Source organism: Mycobacterium sp. GA-2829, assembly GCF_001499965.1.
Taxonomy (GTDB): domain Bacteria; phylum Actinomycetota; class Actinomycetes; order Mycobacteriales; family Mycobacteriaceae; genus Mycobacterium.
In genome coordinates, this window is record NZ_LQIT01000020.1 from 1 (window position 1) to 19,296 (window position 19,296).

Annotated in this window: 17 protein-coding genes; 4 read left to right on the forward strand and 13 right to left on the reverse strand. The window is 70.5% G+C overall.

Features of this window, described 5'->3' with window-relative positions:
* From AU194_RS13545 to AU194_RS13560, 4 genes are all read right to left on the reverse strand, one after another.
* Nucleotides 1–1,777: DUF2207 domain-containing protein (locus AU194_RS13545; protein WP_059089777.1), on the reverse strand; the 1,777-nt coding region annotated here is incomplete at its 3' end.
* A gap of 5 nt (nt 1,778–1,782) precedes the next feature.
* Nucleotides 1,783–3,780: a primosomal protein N' gene (locus AU194_RS13550; protein ID WP_059089778.1), complete on the reverse strand. Its 1,998-nt coding sequence runs from the start codon at nt 3,778–3,780 to the stop codon at nt 1,783–1,785.
* Between the two features lie 34 nt (nt 3,781–3,814).
* A complete protein-coding gene (locus tag AU194_RS13555) occupies nt 3,815–5,128 on the reverse strand; it encodes an acetamidase/formamidase family protein (protein WP_059089779.1) in 1,314 nt (437 codons plus the stop codon).
* 35 nt (nt 5,129–5,163) lie between these two features.
* On the reverse strand, nt 5,164–5,916 hold the full coding sequence (locus AU194_RS13560; RefSeq protein WP_082698641.1) for a lysoplasmalogenase: 753 nt from the start codon (nt 5,914–5,916) through the stop codon (nt 5,164–5,166).
* Between AU194_RS13560 and AU194_RS13565 the strand changes: the two genes are divergently transcribed.
* Nucleotides 5,879–6,823, forward strand: coding sequence for an alpha/beta hydrolase (locus AU194_RS13565; protein ID WP_197417616.1), 945 nt, complete (start codon nt 5,879–5,881; stop codon nt 6,821–6,823). The genes AU194_RS13560 and AU194_RS13565 overlap by 38 nt on opposite strands.
* Nucleotides 6,820–8,295, forward strand: coding sequence for an NAD(P)/FAD-dependent oxidoreductase (locus AU194_RS13570; RefSeq protein ID WP_059089781.1), 1,476 nt, complete (start codon nt 6,820–6,822; stop codon nt 8,293–8,295). Before AU194_RS13565 ends, AU194_RS13570 begins: the two co-directional genes overlap by 4 nt.
* 71 nt (nt 8,296–8,366) lie before the next feature.
* On the opposite strand, the gene metK is transcribed toward AU194_RS13570, so the two are convergent.
* From metK to mihF, 5 genes are all read right to left on the reverse strand, one after another.
* Complete coding sequence (gene metK / locus AU194_RS13575) at nt 8,367–9,575, reverse strand: methionine adenosyltransferase (protein WP_059089782.1); 1,209 nt, start codon at nt 9,573–9,575, stop codon at nt 8,367–8,369.
* A 126-nt stretch (nt 9,576–9,701) separates the two neighbouring features.
* The gene (gene coaBC / locus AU194_RS13580; RefSeq protein ID WP_059089783.1) at nt 9,702–10,952 is read right to left on the reverse strand and encodes a bifunctional phosphopantothenoylcysteine decarboxylase/phosphopantothenate--cysteine ligase CoaBC; all 1,251 of its coding nucleotides are present in this window, start codon (nt 10,950–10,952) and stop codon (nt 9,702–9,704) included.
* Nucleotides 10,953–10,962: 10 nt separating this feature from the next.
* Nucleotides 10,963–11,280: a DNA-directed RNA polymerase subunit omega gene (rpoZ, locus tag AU194_RS13585; protein WP_059089784.1), complete on the reverse strand. Its 318-nt coding sequence runs from the start codon at nt 11,278–11,280 to the stop codon at nt 10,963–10,965.
* Between the two features lie 59 nt (nt 11,281–11,339).
* On the reverse strand, nt 11,340–11,936 hold the full coding sequence (gene gmk, locus AU194_RS13590) for a guanylate kinase (protein ID WP_059089785.1): 597 nt from the start codon (nt 11,934–11,936) through the stop codon (nt 11,340–11,342).
* Between the two features lie 10 nt (nt 11,937–11,946).
* On the reverse strand, nt 11,947–12,264 hold the full coding sequence (gene mihF / locus AU194_RS13595; protein ID WP_003889986.1) for an integration host factor, actinobacterial type: 318 nt from the start codon (nt 12,262–12,264) through the stop codon (nt 11,947–11,949).
* 461 nt (nt 12,265–12,725) lie between these two features.
* Here mihF and AU194_RS13600 point away from each other — a divergent pair, with 461 nt between their 5' ends.
* Nucleotides 12,726–13,109, forward strand: coding sequence for a hypothetical protein (locus AU194_RS13600; RefSeq protein WP_059089786.1), 384 nt, complete (start codon nt 12,726–12,728; stop codon nt 13,107–13,109).
* A gap of 109 nt (nt 13,110–13,218) precedes the next feature.
* On the forward strand, nt 13,219–13,515 hold the full coding sequence (locus tag AU194_RS13605; RefSeq protein ID WP_059089787.1) for a hypothetical protein: 297 nt from the start codon (nt 13,219–13,221) through the stop codon (nt 13,513–13,515).
* 19 nt (nt 13,516–13,534) lie between these two features.
* Here the strand turns inward: AU194_RS13605 and AU194_RS13610 are convergent, their stop codons facing one another.
* From AU194_RS13610 to carA, 4 genes are read right to left on the reverse strand one after another with little or no spacing between them, the layout of a single operon-like run.
* The gene (locus AU194_RS13610) at nt 13,535–14,023 is read right to left on the reverse strand and encodes a hypothetical protein (RefSeq protein WP_059089788.1); all 489 of its coding nucleotides are present in this window, start codon (nt 14,021–14,023) and stop codon (nt 13,535–13,537) included.
* On the reverse strand, nt 14,020–14,835 hold the full coding sequence (gene pyrF / locus AU194_RS13615; protein ID WP_059089855.1) for an orotidine-5'-phosphate decarboxylase: 816 nt from the start codon (nt 14,833–14,835) through the stop codon (nt 14,020–14,022). The genes AU194_RS13610 and pyrF overlap by 4 nt, the downstream gene beginning before the upstream one ends.
* Complete coding sequence (carB, locus tag AU194_RS13620; protein WP_059089789.1) at nt 14,832–18,170, reverse strand: carbamoyl-phosphate synthase large subunit; 3,339 nt, start codon at nt 18,168–18,170, stop codon at nt 14,832–14,834. The genes pyrF and carB overlap by 4 nt, the downstream gene beginning before the upstream one ends.
* Nucleotides 18,170–19,294, reverse strand: coding sequence for a glutamine-hydrolyzing carbamoyl-phosphate synthase small subunit (gene carA / locus AU194_RS13625; protein ID WP_157576082.1), 1,125 nt, complete (start codon nt 19,292–19,294; stop codon nt 18,170–18,172). The genes carB and carA overlap by 1 nt, the downstream gene beginning before the upstream one ends.
* Nucleotides 19,295–19,296: the final 2 nt, after the last annotated feature.

The following is a 19,296-nucleotide window of genomic DNA, read 5'->3' on the forward strand; positions in this document are numbered from 1 at the left end:
CTCCCCCACCGCCGCCGGAGAAGCTGCTGCCGCTGCTGCTGCTACTGCTCGACGACGACGCCTGCGAGGCGGTGTAGGCGCTGATCGACGAGGACAGGGCGGACTCGAAGCTGTCGAAGCCGCCGCCGGAATCACTGGACGAGCCATCCGCCCACGGCGTCGACGACTCGTACCACGTCGGTTGCGGCGCAGGCATTCCCACCGCCATCGCGTACTTCTTCGCCCACAGCGCCGCGACGCCCGCGGCCACCGCGAACGGCAGGTACGCGGTGTAGAGGTCCTTGCGGGCGGCGAAGTCGAACCGCGCCTCGGCCGAATCGGTGGCCAACATCCGGTGGAACCCGCCGATCTGTGACCACAGTCGCCTGCCGGATTCGGTGCGCCGCGTGCCCAGACCGGAGAACCACGACACGAGCGTGACGAGGAAGAACGCGACGAACGGCAGCGCGGCGAGCGTGCTCGCGAACCCCCACCCGACGAACGCGCAGACGGCGAGGATCGCGGCCAGCACGTTGGCGACCTGCAGCCAGCCCTCCCGTTTCCGGTCGACGATCAACCCCTCGTCGCGGGCCCACTTCTTCACCGCCGCCGCCATGTCCACTCGGGCCTTGTTCAGCTTCTCACCGGATTTCACGGTGTGCTTCGCCTCGAACTCCATCCCGGTGCCGATGATCTTCAGCGCCGATCCCACCGCGACGGCAACCGGGTCGACGTCGACCCACCGGCTCTTACCCGCGGTGCCGCGCACCTGCCACTGCTTGGAGTTGATCTGCCGCAGAGTGATCAAGTCCAGTTCGGCGAGGTGGAACAGTGTGGCGGTGACGCCGTGGCGGGTGATCTTCTCGGTGCGGATGTACTCGGCCTGCACCGGCCCGATCCCGGGCGGCGGGGCGTACTGGAGCGGGAACGCCGGCGGCCGTTCGACCACCCGCCAGACCCACAGGTATCCGGCGAGGACGGCGAGCAGCGTCAGCCCGGCCTTCCAGAGCACGCCGTCGACGTCGCTGCCGAGGATGCGGTCCCACCGCTGGGTCCATGGCAGTTCGGCGCGCGGTGGGGGCGGCATGTCCACGCCGGCGCGGACGGTGACCGGGGTGCGCGGCGCGAGGCCCGTCGCCTCGATGCGGACGGTGTTCCCGTTGGTGGTCAGGCCGCAGGCGCGTCCAACGCCGGTGCCGATGCTGCACTGCGCGCCGGTGACGGCGGCGGGCAGCGTCACCGTGATGTCCGCGCGGTCGATGCGGTTGTTCCACGACGGTGCGATGACGTTCCAGAAGAACGCCGACGGCGCCTCGGGATCGCCGGTGCCGGTGGCGAATCGGCGGTCGGCGCCGGTCTGGCCGGGGTCGAGCACCCCCGGGATGCGGTAGCGGATCTCGAAGACGTGGGTGGCGGGGGTGAGCGTGACGTCGGCCGACCCGACCTTCGCGACGCGGAAGCGGACCCCGTTCTCCCACAACAGTTCGTAGGGTTCGGCACGGCCGTCGCGGGTGATGGATTCGATCTCGGGGCGCTGGCGGATCTTCGGGTTGTTGGGGTTGGCGACGTCCCAGTACCGGAAGATGCCGTGCCGGTCGGACGGGAACTCACCGGTGATGGTCTCGACCGCGGTCAACTCTCCTGCCGCGTCGACGCTGTAGCTGGCGCGGTAGTCCCGGATCACCATCGGGTCGTCGGCCACGCCACCGCCCCCGGATCCGCCGCCGGACAGCAGCGGCCACAGCACGCCGATCGCGGTGAGCCCCAGGGTGATCGCCCAGGCGAGCAGCCGTGCCATGGGCCTCACCCTATGTGCAACGGGTCGATCTGCACGCGAACCGGCTCGGAGTCGTGCCGCGCGCTGAGCACGCCGGTCCCCCGCCGCAGCGCCGCGGCCAACGCCAGGCCGCGGTCGCGGGGCACCCGCACCAGCATGCGGTTCACCGGCGCGTCCGGTGCCATACCCGGCGGCCGGCGCGCACCGACGGGCAGATCGACGGGGCCGAGGGGTTCGGCGTCCTCGGGCAGCCCCGCGACGTCGAGCAGCGCGGTCACCGCCGCGGGGGCGCCGTCGAGTGCGGCGATGTGCACCGCGGGCGGGAACCCCACCTCCGCTCGGGAGTCGAGCTCGATCTCCGCGTGGCCCACCGGGTCCCAGCGGATGAGCGCCTGCACCGTCGGGATCGCCGACTCCGCGATGACGGCGACCACACCCCCGTCGGCGCGGGGGCGGACCAGCGTCGCCGCCGCCATCCAGCGCCGCAGGGTGTCCTCGGCGGCGCGCAGATCCTGCCTGCCGAGCAGCGCCCACGCGTCGAGCAGCAGGGCTGCGCCGTAGCCAGCGGCGGGTTGGGGTTCGGCGCCCGGGGTGGCGACCACGAGTGCGGGTTCGTCGGCGACCTGCGCGACCATCGCCTCACCGCTGGAGGTGACGACGGGGGTACCCGCGAATGCCCGGCCGAGTTCTTCGGCGGTGCGCCGCGCACCGACGGCGACCGCCCGCACGGCTTCGGAACCGCAGACGCTGCACCGCAATCCGAGATCCTCACGGCCGCACCACCGGCACTTCGCCGCGCCGCCGCGTTCGAGCAGCGACAGCGGGCCCGTGCAGTGCCTGCAGCGGGCGATGGCGCGGCATCGCGCACACGCCAGCGCGGGCAGGTAACCCCGTCGCGGCACCTGCACCAGCACCGGCCGGCCGGCCTGCAGCGCGGCGCGGGCGGCGCGCAAAGCCATCGACGGCAACCGTGCGGTGTGCGCGGCCGGATCGCGTTCCTGTTCGAATCCGCTGTCCTCCAGGGCGACCACCCGCGGGGAAGCGGTCCGTACCGCGGGCCGCGGCGCCACCAGGTCGTGGGCCCACCTACTGCGGACCAGGGCCTGGGCCTCCGCGGTGCGCGCGTAGCCGCCGATCATCGCCGCGCACCGCAACTGGTGTGCGCGCAGCATCGCGACCTCACGCGCATGCGGATACGGGGCGCGGGGTTCGGACAGGCTGTCGTCGCCGTCGTCCCACACGATCACCAGCCCGAGGTCGGACACGGGTGCGAAAACCGCGCTGCGCGTGCCGATGACGAACCGGGCACCGCCGCGCAACACCGACAGCCATCGCCGGTACCGCTGCGAAGGCCCCAGCCCGGCCGACAGCGCCACCACCCGCTCGGGGGCAAGCTGCTTCACCGCGGCCGCATGCAGGGTGTCGATGTCGCGCTGATCCGGCACGATCGCCAGCACGCCGCGCCCGCCCGCCACGGTCAGCGCCGCAGCCTCCGCGAGGCGGGTCGCCCAGTCCTCACCGGGCAGTGCCTGCCACACCGCGCGGGCGGCGCGCCCCTGGCCGACGGCGTCGAGGAACGGTTCGGCACGCGGATAGGCCCGCCACCCGGTGAAGTCGACCGGCGCGACCTCGACCGGCGCCAGTTCCTCGGCGGGTTTCTTCTCGACGTTGGCGTGCCGCGGCGGGACCGCCAGACGCAGCACGTCCGGACGGGTCCCCGAGTAGCGCGCGGCCACCGCGTCGACCAGGCGGCGCACCTCGGGGGTCAGCACCTGCTCCGGCGAGACGACCCGGTCCAGGTAGCCGAGCTGGCCCGGGTGGTCGGTCTCCGAACGCCGCTCGAGCAGGAACGCGTCGACGAGACGGCCGTGGAAGCGCACCCGCACCCGCACCCCGGGCTGCGCGTCGTCGGAGCATTCCGCGGGCACGAGATAGTCGAATTCCCGGTCGAGGTGGGGCACCGTCAGCATCGGCAGCACACGCGCGATCGGCTCGTGTTCGGCCGGCTGCCGGGTTTTGGTCACCGCACACCTCTAGCAGACGGCGCGGACAGGCCGGCTACAGGGTGAAGTGCTCCTTGTGGATCTGCCCGTGCACGCCGACGGTCCGGTCGACCACCTGGGAGATCGTGAAGTCGCCCGCGGCCGACAGGTAGGCGTAGGCGGTCGCGCGGTCCATCCCGCGGTCGTGTTCGAGGTAGTCCAGTGCGTTGACCACGGCGCGGCGCATCGCGACGTCGAGGTCGCTGGTCTGCCCGCCGACCGCGCCGTCGGGGTCGGAGAGCCCGATCGGGATCCACGCCTGCTCGGTCTCGGCGAACGGATACCGGTAGGCGACGCCGGGCGCGTCGCCGGACCCGGGTTTGCACACCGTGAGCCGGAACGTGCCGCGCAGCGACCCCTCCATCGCGGTGAGCGCCACCTCGCCGTCGCCCATCGCCATGTGCGGATCCCCGACGTAGAACAGCGCGCCTGGCGCGAACACGGGAAGGTACAGGGTGGACCCGGAGCCCAGCAGTTTGATGTCGATGTTCCCGCCGCCGATCGTGGGCGGGATCGAGTTGGCGTTGGGGGCGTTGAGGCCTTCATCCTGGGCGAACGCGACACCCATCACGCCCATGAACGGGTTGAGCGGGAACCGCACCGACCCGTCCGCGCCGACGGGCATGACACCGCGGCCCTGCTCCACCGGCGTGAACACCGACACGCCGCCCCATTTCATGGGGTCGGGGTCGGCGCGGCCGTCTGTCGCCACCGGCGGCATCACCTCGGCCATGGAGATCCCGGCCGGGGCGGCCTTGTCCGACGTCAGCGCGAGCGCCCCCTTGCCGTGGCGGCTCGACACCACCCCGTAGGGCACCCGCGGCGTCGTCTCGAGCGTCTCGATCTTCAGCACGTCGCCGGGTTCGGCGCCCTCGACGAAGATCGGGCCCGTGATGATGTGCGGACCGTCCTTGGCGAAATCGCGTGGCGTCCGGTTGTATTCGGCAGCAATGACTTTCGCATCGTCGAGCACGTCGGCTTCGGCGACGCCGAGGCCGCCGAAGTACTCGACCGGGTCGCGGCCCTGGTCTTCGAGGATCCCCTCGTGGGAGACGGTGTCGATCGTGATGGTCTGCCCTGACCGCATCCGCAGCACCGGGGTGGCGTGCACGGTGGGGACGTATCCCCACAGCACCTGATCGGGGAGCGACGCCAGATAGTGGTCGCCGCTGCGGTCGCCCTGTCCCGGCTGCAGCACCGGGATCGACGAGTACGGCGGTTCGGCGGCGGCGTCGGCCGACGGGGTGTTCCTGCCGCACCCCGCAACCACCGCGCCCGCCCCGACACCGACCATTGCTGTCTGCAGGAAACTCCTGCGTCCAATGCCCATGAGCGCGACGTTAGCCACGCTACGTTTCGGTGCGGTTAGCTGGAGTTTCCGCACGGATTACCGCGGCCGAAGAACAGTCCGGCGGTGATCAGCAGCAGCGACGCGGCGTACACCCACCAGATGGGCACCGCGAGCGCCTCGTTCCCCAGGACGAACCGGCCGATGCCGATCATCGCGTCCGACACCGCGAAGCACACCGCCCCGAGCGCGGTCCACGGCGTGGGCAGCCGCGCCAGCAGTGCGGCACACACCATCCCGCCGAGCACGGTGATGTACGCGGTGACCGGAACGGCCATCCCGTCGGCGACCAGTCGCGGCCAGAACCACACGAGCAGCGCCGCACACGCCAAGAAGGTGACGGCGACGGCGACGAGCCGACCCGGGGTGCGGGTCGCCAGCGGGATCAGCGCGCCCAGGAAGCAGAGGTGCGCGACGAGGAAGGAGGCGAGCCCCAGCACGAACGACGGCTCCCACCACGGGATGGCGAGCAGGAAGTCCCCGCACGCGGAGAACACCAGCGCGGGGACCAGCCAGCGGCGCTCCCGGCGGATCGAGTGCCCGGAGGCCGCGACCGCGAGCAGCACGGCGGCCAGCGCCTTCACCGCGGGCTGGGCGGGGAACTGTCCGGTGAGCTCCGCACCGGCGGGTGACCGCAGCGCGGCGACGATCAGGAAGACCCCGTAGATCGCCGCGACCACGGCGGCGGCGATCCACAGGCGGGGTGTCCGCCGATGTGCGTACGGTGAGGTCGTGTCTGTCGCTGACGAGAAGCCGCCTATCGACGCCATTCTGAGAAAGGTACTGGACGCCGTGCCGTTCCAGCTGTCGGTCGACGAGGGTGTGGAGGTGGCGCGGCAGCGGCTGCGGGACCTCCCGCGGCGCGAGGTCCATCCCGAGGTCGACACAGCGGACCGGCGAATTCCCGGCCCCGCGGGCGACATCGCGATTCGGGTGTACCGCCCCGAGACGGCGGAGTCGGCGCCCCCGGTCGTCGTGTTCTTCCACGGCGGCGGGTTCGCGCTCGGCGATCTCGACACCCACGACGGGGAGTGCCGGCGGCACGCCGCGGCGGCCGAGGCGGTCGTCGTGTCGGTCGACTACCGGTTGGCGCCCGAACATCCGTACCCGGCCGCGGTCGAGGATGCGTGGACGGCGCTGCAGTGGGTCGCGGCCCACGGCGCCGACCTCGACGCGGACACCGCACGGCTGGCGGTGGCCGGCGATTCCGCGGGCGGCAACCTGGCCGCGGTGGTGGCCCAGCGCGCCCGCGACCACGGCGGCCCGCCGATCGCGTTCCAGCTGCTCTGGTATCCGGTGACGATGTGGGATCTGTCGCTGCCGTCGGTGAGCGAGAACGCCGAGGCGCCGATCCTGGACCGCGCCGCGATCACCGGGCTGTCGCGCTGGTACGCCGCCGACCTGACCGATCCCTCCCCCGACATGGCGCCCGGCCGGGCCGACGACCTGCGCGGCCTGCCGCCGGCCTACATCGCCGTCGCGGGTCACGACCCGCTGCGCGACGACGGCATCCGGTACGCCGAACTGCTCACCGCCGCAGGGGTTCCCGTCGAACTGCACCACGCGGAGACGTTGGTGCACGGCTACCTCGGCTACGCCGGTGTCGTGCCCGCGGTGACGGACACCGTCGACCGTGGGCTGGCCGCCCTGCACGCGGCGCTGCGGAGCACCCGATGACGCCCGACCACCACACCCTCATCGTCGGGGCCGGGTTCGGTGGCATCGGCGCGGCGATCGCACTGGACCGGGCCGGGTTCGGCGACTACCGCATCATCGAGGCCGGTGCCGAACCCGGCGGCACCTGGTACTGGAACCGCTACCCCGGCATCGGCGTCGACATCCCGTCGTTCTCCTACCAATTCTCGTTCGAGCAGAGCGCCGACTGGTCGCGCACCTACGCACCGGGCGACGAACTGCGCGCCTACGCCGCACACTGCGTCACCAAATACGGTCTGCGCGAACGCATCCGGTTCGGCACCGAGGTGCTCGCCGCCGCCTTCGACGACACCGCACAGCTGTGGCGGGTGCGCCTGGACAGCGGTGACGTCCTCACCTCGCGGTTCCTGATCAACGCCAGCGGTGTGCTGACGGTCCCGAACCTGCCCGACATCCCCGGCGTCGACTCGTTCGCCGGTCCGACCATGCACACCGCGCGGTGGGATCCCGAGGTGGACCTGCGCGGTAAGCGGGTCGCGATCATCGGCACCGGCGCCTCCGCGGTGCAGGTGATCCCCGAGATCGCCCCGATCGTCGAACGGCTCGACGTCTTCCAGCGCACCCCGATCTGGTGCTTCCCGAAGTTCGACGTGCCCCTGCCGCACGCCCTGCGCCGCGCGATGCGGCTGCCCGGCGGCAAGGCCGTGCAGCGGCTGCTCAGCCAGGCCTACGTGGAGCTCACGTTCCCGCTGGCCGCCCAGTACTTCACGATGAACCCACTGGCGAAGCGGATGGATGCGATGGGCAAGTCGTATCTGCGTCAGCAGGTGCGCGATCCGGAGACCCGCGAGAAGCTGACGCCGAACTACGCGGTGGGCTGCAAACGCCCCGGCTTCCACAACACGTATCTGGCGACGTTCAACCGCGACAACGTCCGGCTGATCACCGAACCGATCGACAAGATCACCGGTTCGGGCGTGAGCACCGCCGACGGGGACAGCCACGACGTCGACGTGCTGATCCTGGCCACCGGGTTCAAGGTCGCCGACAGCGACGCCCAGACCTTCGCGATCCACGGCTCCGGCGGCATGTCGCTGGCACAGTTCTGGGAGACCCACCGGCTGCAGGCCTACGAAGGGGTCAGCGTGCCGGGGTTCCCGAACCTGTTCTCGGTGAGCGGGCCGTACGGCTACGTCGGGTCGTCCTACTTCGCGCTGATCGAGACCCAGACCCGCCACATCGTGCGGTGCCTGCGCGAGGCCCGGCACCGCTCCGCCCTCCGCGTCGAGGTCAGCCAGGCCGCCAACGACCGCTACTTCGACGAGATGATGCGCAAGCGGCACCGGCAGATCTTCTGGCAGGACAGCTGCCGCAACGCGCGCAGCTACTACTTCGACCGCAACGGGGACGTCCCGCTGCGGCCGGCGAGCACACTCGAGGCGTCCTGGCGCAGCAGGCGCTTCCCGCTCGACGACTACGAGTACTCGGCGTAGCACCGCGCCGAGAATGCGCTGAGGGTCGTGATCCCGATGGAATCACGACCCTCAGTGCAATCTTTGCGGTCCTAGACGGCGGTCTTGAGCGCGTCGGCCTTGTCGGTGCGCTCCCACGGCAGATCGATGTCGGTGCGGCCGAAGTGGCCGTACGCGGCGGTCGGCGCGTAGATCGGGCGCAGCAGGTCCAGATCGCGCACGATCGCGCCGGGGCGCAGATCGAACACCGTGGTGATGGCCTTCTCGATCTTGGCCGGGTCGACGGTCTCGGTGCCGAAGGTCTCGACGAACAGCCCGACGGGGGCGGCCTTGCCGATCGCGTAGGCGACCTGGACCTCGACGCGCTCCGCGAGCCCTGCGGCGACGACGTTCTTGGCCACCCAGCGCATCGCGTACGCGGCCGAACGGTCCACCTTTGACGGATCCTTGCCGGAGAAGGCGCCGCCGCCGTGGCGGGCCCAGCCGCCGTAGGTGTCGACGATGATCTTGCGGCCGGTCAGGCCGGCGTCACCCATCGGACCGCCGAGCACGAACTTGCCGGTCGGGTTGACCAGCAGGCGGAAGTCGGAGGTGTCCATGGTGTCGTGGTTCAGGTCCGACAGGACGGTGTTGACGACCTTCTCCCGGATGTCCGGGGTGAGGGTGCCCTCGAGGTCGATGCCTTCGGCGTGCTGGGTGGACAGCACGACGGTGTCCAGGCGGACCGGCTTCACACCGTCGTACTGCACGGTGACCTGCGTCTTGCCGTCGGGCCGCAGGTAGTCCAGGACGCCGTTCTTGCGGACCTCGGTCAGCCGGCGCGACAGGCGGTGGGCCAACGCGATGGGCAAGGGCATCAGCTCGGGGGTGTCCTTGATGGCGTAGCCGAACATCAGGCCCTGGTCGCCGGCGCCCTGCAGGTCCAGCGGGTCGCCCTTGCCCTCGACGCGAGTCTCGTGCGCGGTGTCGACGCCCATGGCGATGTCGGGCGACTGGGCGCCGATCCCGATGTTCACGCCGCAGGTGGTGCCGTCGAAACCCTTCTCCGACGAGTCGTAGCCGACCTCGAGGATGCGGTGCCGCACGGTGTTGGTGATGTCGGCGAACGCCTCTTTGGCGGTGGTGGTCACCTCACCGACGACGTGCACCTGTCCGGTGGTCACGAGGGTCTCGACCGCCACGCGCGACCGGGGATCCTGCGCGAGCAGCGAGTCGAGTACCGAGTCGCTGATGGCGTCACAGATCTTGTCGGGGTGGCCCTCGGTCACCGACTCACTGGTAAACAGCCGACCATTACTCACGTGTGATCCTCACTTGTCGAACTCATGCCTCTTGATTAGGCCGTCAAATTGTATCGATGCCCTGTTGCACCCAAGCGTGTCCCCGAGCGGCGCGCAACCCTTTGATGCAGCCGATTCCCCCCGCGGTCACCCGTTGCTGCTGTGCAGGAAGGCGCCGATCGCGTCCACGATACGGCTGGCCATCAGAGTTTTCGAACCGTGCTCCAGTGCGGACTCCGTTCCGTCGGCCGCCAGCAGCCAGCCGTCGTTGTTGTCCACCTCGAACGCGCGGTTCTCCCCCACCGCGTTGACCACGAGAAGGTCGCACCCCTTGCGCTTGAATTTGGCGCGCGCGTGGAACAGCACATCGCCGTTGGCGTCGCCGGTCTCGGCGGCGAAACCCACGATCGCGCGCATGTTCGGCAGCTGACCGTCGGCGCGGGCGCGGACCGCCCCGGCGAGGATGTCGTCGGTGCGGGTCAGGTCGATGGTCGGCGCGTCGACGTTGGGATCGGCCGATTTCTTGATCTTGCTGGTGGCGGCCGTGACGGGGCGGAAGTCGGCGACCGCCGCGGCCATCACCAGGACGTGGGCTTCCGGGGCGTGTTTGGACACCGCGTCGCGCAGCTGGGCGGCCGAACCGATGTGGACGACCTCGACGCCGGCGGGGTCGACGAGGCCTGCGGTGTTGCCTGCGATCAGCGTGACGTCGGCACCGCGCTGGGCGAGCACCCGCGCCATCGCGTAGCCCTGTTTCCCGGAGCTGCGGTTGCCGATGAACCGGACCGGGTCGATGGGTTCCCGCGTTCCGCCCGCGGTCACCAGCACCTTGATCCCGGCAAGGTCGTAGGGCAGGGCGTCGCCGCGGACCAGCAGCAGTTGCGCGAGGGTCGCGATCTCCTCGGCCTCGGGCAGCCGGCCCGCACCGCTGTCGGCGCCGGTGAGCCGCCCGGATGCGGGTTCGAGCACGACGGCACCGCGGCTTCGCAGCGTCGCGACGTTGTCGACGGTCGCGGGGTGGAACCACATCTCGGTGTGCATCGCCGGGGCGAACAGCACCGGACACCGCGCGGTCAGCAGCGTGGCGGTCAGCAGATCGTCGGCCCGGCCTGCGACCGCGCGGGCCAGCAGGTCGGCGGTGGCGGGGGCGACGACCACCAGGTCGGCCTCCTGGCCGATCCGCACGTGCGGCACCTCGTGGACGTCATCCCAGACGCCGGTGTGGACGGGGTGGCCGGACAGCGCCTCGAACGTGGCGGCGCCGACGAACCGCAGCGCCGACTCGGTCGGCAGGACGCGGACGTCGTGGCCGGCTTCGGTCAGCTGGCGGACCAGCGTGCACGCCTTGTATGCGGCGATGCCTCCGGCGACGCCGACGATGATCCGCTTGCGGTCCACGGGAGGGTGCTTACTCGCCCTCGGTGTGCTCGAGCAGGTCTTCGTGGATCTCGCGGAGCGCGATCGACAGCGGCTTCTCCTGCAGGCCGGGCTCGACCAGTGGGCCGACGTACTCGAGGATGCCGTCGCCGAGCTGGTTGTAGTAGTCGTTGATCTGGCGGGCGCGTTTGGCGGCGTAGATCACCAGCGCGTACTTGCTCGACGCCCGGTCCAGCAACTCGTCGATGGGCGGGTTGGTGATGCCCAACGGCGTGTCGTAGGCGCCGGCGGCGGCCGCATCGATGGTGAGGTCGGCGGTCAACTGCGCGTCGGCGTGCGGGGTGCTCACGTAAAGAATCTCCTGGCGATGTGCGGAAGGTGAGAGGTTCACCTCTGCTTGGGGCGGGATCAGGCCGGATTCGTGCCGGCCGGCGTATGGCCCACCAGCAAGGATACCAATTCTGAGCAGGCAGATTCCAACTGACTATTGACGACCACGACATCGAAGTCGCTCTGCGCGGCCAATTCGGTGCGCGCGGTGGCCAGCCGTCGGCTCATCACCTCCGGCGTTTCGGTGCCGCGGCCCACCAGCCGGCGCTCCAGCACCTCCCAGCTGGGTGGCGCGAGGAACACCGAGAGGACCTCCGGCATCGCGCGTTTGACCGCTCGCGCGCCGGCCAGATCGACCTCGATCAACACCGGCCGGCCTGCGGCGGTCGCCTCGCGCACCGGCTGCGCGGGGGTTCCGGAGCGGTGCAGGCCGCCGTGGATCTCGGCCCACTCCAGCAGCGCGCCGTCGTCGATGAGCTGCTCGAACGCCTCCGGGGTGACGAAGGAGTAGTCGACGCCGTCCACCTCGCCGGGCCGCGGGGCCCGCGTAGTGGCGGAGACGCTGAAGTACAGGTCGGGAATCTTCTCGCGCAGACAGCGCACGACGGTGGACTTCCCGACAGCGGAGGGGCCGGACAGGACTACAACCCGTCCGACCCCTCGGCCGGTGTTCAAAGCGTGCGTCCTAGGACTGATCGAACTTCTCGAGCAGAGCCTTGCGCTGACGGTCGCCGAGACCGCGCAGGCGGCGGGTCGGGGCGATCTCGAGTTCGGTCATGATCTCCTGCGCCTTGACCTTGCCGACCTTCGGCAACGCCTCCAGCAGCGCGGAGACCTTCATCTTGCCCAAGACCTCGTCGGTCTCGGCGTCCTTGAGCACCTGCTTGAGGTTGGTGCCGCCGCGCTTCAGCCGATCTTTGAGCTCGGCACGCGCTCGACGTGCGGCAGCAGCCTTCTCCAACGCTGCCGCGCGCTGTTCGTCGGTCAACTGGGGAAGGGCCACGGGGTTCCTCCGTCTCTGGCGATAACTTCGGCCATCTGTTTCTGTCTCGGCTGGTAGAACCAGCCAGCGACGACGACCGTACCCACGCATGCCGACGAAAGCGAACCCCACCCCCGCGTTTCTCAGACAAAAGCCCAGCGTGTAGTGGTGCCGGCCGGTCGGACGAATCGGCGCGTCGCGGCGTGGGACACCCGGGGTGAGCCGCCGATCTGCCTGTCCAACAGGGGTTTTGCGATTTCGGTGGCCGCCGGGGCCCCGCCAGGCGGGTCTGAAGTGCAGGTCGAGAGTTCAGCGGCCGCCGGTGTGAACTTAAATTTTCGCTGGTCACGGCGTGTCGGGCGTGTCGGGACACCGGTGTGAGCCGACGCCGCCCAGTCGACACTCAAGCTCCGTACAGCCAGCGCTTAAGTAGTCGGCCTAACGTTCGCGGTTTGGGTCGGGGGTCGTCGAAAGGGAGTGCCATGTCCATCACTCGTCGGATCGCCACCTCGGCCGTCGCCCTCGCGCTCGGCGTGTCCGCGGTCGGGGTCGTCCCCGCGATCGTCGGACCGGCCGTCGCGGGCGCGCAGCCAGGAGGAGGACCCGGACATCCGGGCGGACCGGGCGGACCAGGCGGTCCCGGTGCGCCGGGTCACCCCGGTGGTCCGGGCGGGCCCGGTGGCCCGGGTCCGGGTCGGTGGAACGCACCGCCGCCACCGCCGCCAGGGCAAGCGTGGCGCGGCATCGACCAGGGCCGGTTCGACCACCAGCCGTTCAACTACCGCGGCGCCTGGGTGACACCGATCTTCCGCCCCGATGTCCGCAGCTGGGGCTTCTGGTTCCTGGGGCTCTGGATCCCGCTGTAACTCACACAGCCGGGACATACGTCGACCACAGAGCGATCCCACGTCCGCTCCATACCGTCGGTGACGTGAGACGAATTCCCGTCTCACACAATGAGATCGGAGTGACCGGATGAATCTCAAGCGGACTGTCGGATCGACCGCGCTCGCTGCGGGCATCGGCGTGGCGACGCTGTTCGGGTCGGGACTCGGCACCGCGGGAGCCGATCCCGGCCCGGGCTGCGGCGGGCCGGGCAGCCCCGGATGCGCGCAGCAGGCGGCGCCGAACGACTGGCAGCGGCGCGGACCGGATCAGGCCCGGCAGGATCACCGGCCGTTCAACTGGAACGGCCACCAGGTGATGCCGATGCGGGCCGCCAACGGCGACGGCTGGGGGTTCTGGTTCCTGGGCCGCTGGATCCGGCTGTAGGGGGCAGTCGACGGCCGCGTCAGCGTTTGATCTCGACCAGCAGCACCCAGGAGTTGGCGCTGGCCGACACGAACGCCGCGACCACACCCGCGGTCATCCAGTACAGGCCCCCGCCGCGCTCGACGGCCAAAGACACCCCCGCGACGACGAACAGCAGCGACGGGACGAGCAGGAACGCCAGCGTGTAGACCCGGAAGACCGTCGAGCGGCCCTTGCCCTGGTGCCGTCCCGCCCACATCGAGCCGGCCGTCATCGCCGCGCCGAGCGCGCCGATCTCCGCGCCGAGCACCGCCGGCGTCTGGCCCGGTGTGGCGAGGAAGACCGTGACCAGCAGGATCGCGATCGTCAGCGACAGCGTGGCGGCCGCCCTGGCGGGGACCCCGGGATGCCGCAGAACGTCCGAGAGGTTCAGCGAGAGCCCGACGAACAGCAGCCCGGCCAATGCGGCGGCGCCGCCGGACACGGTCTGCGCGAAGTCCGACCAGGCCGCGACGTCGTAGGCCGTCACGCGAGGTAGGCCACCGCGTCGCGCAGCCGTTCGGCGGCGGCGCGCAGTGCGCCCACCTCGGGTCCGGCGCGCAGGACCTCCCGCGACACGGTCGGCAGCAGTTGGCCGGGCCGCGCCCCGCCCAGCCCGCCGAGCGCCTCGGGACGGCCGCCCTGGGCGCCGACACCGGGTACCAGCACCGGGCCCCCGAGCGCGCTCACGTCGGGCGGTTCGGTCACCGTCGCACCGACCACCACGCCGACCGAGCCGGGCCCGCCGGCCGCCCGGTTCACCGCGGCCGCCGCGTCGACGACCGACTGGGCCACCGTGCGTCCGTCGGCGTCGGCGCGCTGCACACTCGCACCTTCCGGGTTGGACGTCGCGGCGAGCACGAACACCCCGCGGCCGTGCGCGGCGGCGGTGTCCAGCAGGGGTGTGAGCGACCCGAAGCCCAGATACGGCGATGCGGTGACCGCGTCGGCCGCCAGTGGCGACTCCCCCGCCCACGCCTGGGCGTAGGCCGCCATGGTCGAACCGATGTCACCCCGTTTCGCGTCCGCCAGCACCAGCACGCCGTGCGAGCGCAACGCGGCGATCGTGCGTTCGAGCACCGCGAACCCCGCCGAGCCGTACGCCTCGAAGAAGGCGACCTGCGGTTTGACGATCGCGAACCCCGCGAATGCCTCGACACACGCGTCGCAGAACCGGCTCAGCCCGTCGGCGTCGACCGACAGCCCCCATGCGGTCAGCAGCTCCGGATGGGGGTCGATGCCCGGGCACAGCGGGCCGCGGCTCGAGACCGCCTCGGCGAGCCGCTGCCCGAACACCGTCAGTGCTCCAGCTCGCTGTGCAACTCCTGCAGGCTCATCACGCCGATGTCGCCGCGCAGGCTGGCCTCGATGCCCTGCACCGCGGCCGAGGCGCCCTGCACCGTCGTGATGCACGGGATGTTCATCGACACCGCGGCCGAGCGGATCTCGTAGCCGTCGATGCGGGGACCGGAGTTGCCGTACGGGGTGTTGATCACCATCGCCACATCCCCGGCGCGGATCGCCTCCACCGCCGAGCGCTCCGGGCGCCCCTCGCCGGGCTCCTCGAAATGCTTGCGCACCTCGTCGCACGGAATCCCGTTGCGGCGCAACATCTCCGCGGTGCCCTCGGTGGCCAGCACGGTGAAGCCGAGGTCGGCCAGCCGTTTGACCGGGAACACCAGCGACCGCTTGTCGCGGTTGGCCACCGAAACGAACACCGTGCCCGACGCGGGCAGCGACCCGTAGGCGGCGGTCTGGCTCTTGGCGAAGGCACTGCCGAAGTCGTGGTCGATGCCCATGACCTCGCCGGTGGACTTCATCTCCGGTCCGAGCAGCGAGTCGATCTGCGAGCCGTCGGCCTTGCGGAACCGGTGGAACGGCAGCACCGCCTCCTTGACCGCGACGGGCGCGTTGCGTGCCGTGGTGGCGCCGTCGCCGTCGGAGACCAGCACACCCTCCTCGCGGAGCTGGGAGATGGTGGCGCCCAGCATGATCCGCGCGCAGGCCTTGGCCAGCGGGATCGAGGTGGCCTTGGACACGAACGGCACCGTGCGGCTGGCGCGCGGGTTGGCCTCGAGGACGTAGAGCACGTCGTCCTTGAGCGCGTACTGCACGTTGAGCAGCCCGACGACGCCGACACCGTGGGCGATCGCCTCGGTGGCCCGGCGGACCGATTCGATGTCGCTGCGGCCCAACGTCACCGGCGGCAACGCGCACGCCGAGTCGCCGGAGTGGATACCGGCCTCCTCGATGTGCTCCATGATCCCGCCGATGTAGACCTCGGTGCCGTCGCACAGCGCGTCGACGTCGATCTCGATCGCGTCCTCGAGGAACCGGTCCACCAGCACGGGGTGTTCCGGGGACAGCTGGGTGGCGCGGGTGATGTAACCCTCGAGCGTCTGCTCGTCGTAGACGATCTCCATGCCGCGCCCGCCGAGCACGTACGACGGTCGCACCAGCACCGGGTAGCCGATGTCGGCGGCGATCAGGCGGGCCTGGTCGAAGCTGGTCGCCATCCCGAATCGCGGGGCGGGCAGGCCGGCCCGGCGCAGGACCTCACCGAATTCGCCGCGGTCCTCGGCCAGGTCGATGGCCTTGGGGCTGGTGCCGACGATGGGCACCCCGGCCTTCTCGAGGCGTTCGGCGAGCCCGAGCGGGGTCTGCCCGCCGAGTTGCACAATCACCCCGACCACACCGGGACCGCCTGCCCCGGAAGCGGATTCGGCGTAGTAGATCTCGAGTACGTCTTCGAAGGTGAGCGGTTCGAAGTACAACCGGTCGGCGGTGTCGTAGTCCGTGGACACCGTCTCGGGGTTGCAGTTGATCATCACCGTCTCGAAACCGGCCTCGCTCAGCGTGGTCGCGGCGTGCACACAGCTGTAGTCGAATTCGATGCCCTGCCCGATGCGGTTGGGCCCGGACCCCAGGATCAGCACCTTGGGCTTCTCGGCCTGCGGGGCCACCTCGGATTCGGCGGCGGGGTCGAGTTCGTAGCTGCTGTAGTGGTACGGCGTCTTGGCCTCGAACTCCGCGGCGCAGGTGTCGACGGTCTTGAACACCGGATGGATTCCGAGGCGCTGACGCAGCGCCCGCACCCCGACCTCACCGGCGAGTTCGGGTCGCAGCGCGGCGATCTGGCGGTCCGACAGCCCGTTGTTCTTGGCCCGCCGCAGCAGCGCGCCGTCGAGCACCGGGGCCTCGAGGATCTCGCCGCGCAGGGCGACCAGCCCGGCGATCTGGTCGACGAACCAGGGGTCGACGCCGGAGGCCTCGGCGACCTGTTCGACCGTGCCGCCCAGGCGCAGCGCGAACTCGATGTCGTAGAGCCGGCCGTCGGTCGCGGTGCGCAGCCCGTCGAGCACCTCGTCGAGGGTCGCGACCGGATCCGGGGCCGTCCAGAACCCGGCGCGGCCGCCCTCCAGCGAGCGCATCACCTTGCCGAGCGCCTCGATGAAGTTGCGGCCCAACGACATCGCCTCACCGACCGACTTCATGGTGGTGGTCAGGGTGGCGTCGGCGCCGGGGAACTTCTCGAACGCGAACCGCGGCGCCTTGACGACGACGTAGTCCAGCGTCGGCTCGAAGCAGGCCGGCGTCTCCTTGGTGATGTCGTTGAGGATCTCGTCGAGGGTGTAGCCGATCGCGAGTTTGGCCGCGATCTTGGCGATCGGGAAGCCGGTGGCCTTCGACGCCAGCGCGCTCGAACGGGAGACGCGCGGGTTCATCTCGATGACGATGAGCCGTCCGTCTTTCGGGTTCACCGCGAACTGGATGTTGCAGCCGCCGGTGGCCACGCCGACCTCGCGCAGGATCGCGATGCCGAGGTTGCGCATGGTCTGGTACTCGCGGTCGGTCAGCGTCATGGCCGGGGCCACGGTCACCGAATCGCCGGTGTGCACGCCCATCGGGTCGAAGTTCTCGATCGAGCACACCACCACCACGTTGTCGTGGCGGTCGCGCATCAGCTCGAGCTCGTATTCCTTCCAGCCGTAGATCGATTCCTCGATCAGCACGTTGGCGCTCGGCGATGCGGCCAGCCCGTGTCCGGCCATCCGCTCGACGTCCTCGGCAGAGTACGCCATCCCGGAGCCGAGCCCACCCATCGTGAACGACGGCCGCACGACGACGGGCAGACCCAGTTCGGCGACGGTGTCGCGAACCTCGTCCATGGTGAAACAGACGCGGGACTTCGCCGACTCCCCACCGACTTTGGTGACGATGTCCTTGAACCGCTGCCGGTCCTCACCACGTTGGATCGCCTCGAAGTCGGCGCCGATCAGCTCGACGTCGTAGCGTTCGAGCACGCCGTTCTCCGACAGCGCGACCGCGGTGTTGAGCGCGGTCTGCCCGCCGAGGGTGGCCAGCAGCGCGTCGATCTTGTTGCCGCGCTCGGCCTGTTGGGCGATCACCCGCTCCACGAAGTCGGGGGTGATCGGTTCGACGTAGGTGTAGTCGGCGTACTCGGGGTCGGTCATGATCGTCGCCGGGTTGGAGTTGATCAGCGTGACCGTGAGGCCCTCGGCGCGCAGTACGCGGCAGGCCTGGGTGCCCGAGTAGTCGAATTCGGCGGCCTGGCCGATCAGGATCGGCCCGGAGCCGATGACCAGGACGTGGCGGAGGTCAGTCCGACGCGGCATTACTTCTCCTCTGCCATCTGGTCGACGAACTGGTCGAACAGGTAGTTGGCGTCGTGCGGGCCCGCGGCGGCCTCGGGGTGGTACTGCACCGAGAACGCGCGCCCGTTGACGAGTTTGACGCCTTCGACGACCCCGTCGTTGGCGCAGGTGTGACTGACGACGGCCTCGCCGAACGGGGTGTCGAAGGTCTCCCCGGCCTCGCCCTCGAGCGCGAAACCGTGGTTCTGCGCGGTGATCGCGACGCGGCCGGTCGCGTGGTCCATCACCGGTACGTTGATGCCGCGGTGGCCGAACACCATCTTGTAGGTGTCGCGCCCGAGCGCCCGGCCGAGGATCTGGTTACCGAAGCAGATGCCGAACAGCGGGATCCCCGCGCCCAAAACCTCACGGGTGACCTCGACGACGTGGTCGGCGGCCGCCGGATCGCCGGGCCCGTTGGACAGGAACACCCCGTCCGGCTTCAGGTCGGCGATCTGGTCGAACGTCGCGGTCACCGGCAGCACGTGGCTGCGGATGCCGCGCTTGGCGAAGTTGCGCGGGGTGTTGGTCTTGATGCCGAGGTCGATCGCGGCCACCGTGAAGCGGTGTCCGCCTTCGGGTTCCACGACGTAGACGGAGTCGGTGCTGACCTTCTCGGCCAGGCTCGCGCCGAGCATCCCGGGCTGGTTGCGGACCCGCTCGAGCAGCTCCTCGGTGGCGGCCAGCGCGTCCCCGCTGAAAATGCCCGCCTTCATCGCGCCGCGGGTGCGCAAGTGGCGCACCAGCGCGCGGGTGTCGATCCCGGCGATGCCGACGATGCCCTGGCGGGTCAGTTCGTCGTCGAGGGTGCCGGTGGCACGCCAGTTCGAGGCGCGCGGCGACGGGTCGCGCACGGCGTAGCCGGCAACCCAGATCTTGTCGCCGCGGCTCTCGGCGTCCTCGTCGTTCCAGCCCGTGTTGCCGATCTGCGGCGCGGTGGCGACCACGATCTGGCCGTAGTAACTCGGGTCGGTGAGGGTCTCCTGGTATCCCGACATCCCGGTCGAGAACACCGCCTCACCCAGTGTCTGCCCGACGGCGCCGAACGGCACCCCGGTGAAGACCCGTCCGTCCTCCAGGACGAGAACGGCCTGGCTCCCGTCGATGC